At 45.6% G+C, this 939-nt stretch carries 1 protein-coding gene; it reads left to right on the plus strand.

The genetic code is table 11. The features are described from left to right. Window positions 1-541: 541 nt before the first annotated feature. Window positions 542-883, plus strand: a complete 342-nt coding sequence (locus tag D779_RS22475) for a hypothetical protein (RefSeq protein WP_157726485.1) — start codon at window positions 542-544, stop codon at window positions 881-883. Window positions 884-939 lie beyond the last annotated feature (56 nt).

Raw genomic sequence — 939 nt, forward strand, 5'->3', positions numbered from 1 at the left:
GGCGTCGTTTAGGTCGTGGTTTTGACTTTGCCATAGCGGAGCCCGTCTGTCTTCACGTCCCCAAGGGAGGAGGAGGGTCTGAACGCTTACGTTCCCTTCAGAAGCGAGGCTGAGTATCGATTTATTGTTGTTCCCGAGAATGATGCTGATTCCTTGGCTAAGGATGGCTTACTTATTGAAGATCTTTACGATTTTTTTGATGAAATCCTTATATCGCCAGCCACATCAAGAAATCAAGAAATAAATGGATTTCTCGTACGCTTTATAATATCGCCGTGAACAGCGTGTCAGTACGCCCGCCACATTTCACTGTCAATTCCAAGGGTGGACAGCAATATTGCAGAATCTCGCAATTGTACAATACCGTGTCTGAAATCGTCGGCCACCATGATATGGCCTAACAAGTCCATAAAGCCGAGTCCATGCTGCGCCGGGAACTTCAAAGTCACTTTTTAGGGTTGTGGCGGCGCAGTATAGCCCGGCTTATGGGTAATGTTATGCGTGGAATCACCGAAACATTTTGCTATAGCGCGAAATTACCATGAAAGATTGCTGGGCAAGCGAATATTCTTCCTGTGATGGAAAGATCTCCAGGGAACACTATATTTCTAAGAGCGTGTTTGAGCAGCCATTCATTTATGTATCTGGGTTTGATTGGTGCAAAGATAAAGAAAAGAAAATTGGTTTATCAAACTTAACCGCAAAGATTTTGTGTGAGCGCCACAACAACTCTTTGTCTTTTGTCGATCAAGCAGGACTAAATGCAATCCGTGTTTTTGAGCAACTATTACCAGCGAAATATAGATCGAACAGCATACCGCCCAAATCAAATGTCGTAGATGGGTTGAATAAAACGGGTAATCCCCCGGCTTTGCCGGGGTGACAGTAGCAGTTTGACATTTCCGGGAGTCCATCGGGGACACTCCGCAGCGTGAGCCG

The sequence above is a fragment of the Imhoffiella purpurea genome (genome assembly GCF_000585215.1).
GTDB lineage: Bacteria > Pseudomonadota > Gammaproteobacteria > Chromatiales > Chromatiaceae > Imhoffiella > Imhoffiella purpurea.

What these genes read in the sequence shown, in the direction of transcription:
- D779_RS22475 (WP_157726485.1), top strand. Translation starts at nt 542, where the DNA reads ATGAAAGATTGCTGGGCAAGCGAATATTCTTCCTGTGATGGAAAGATC.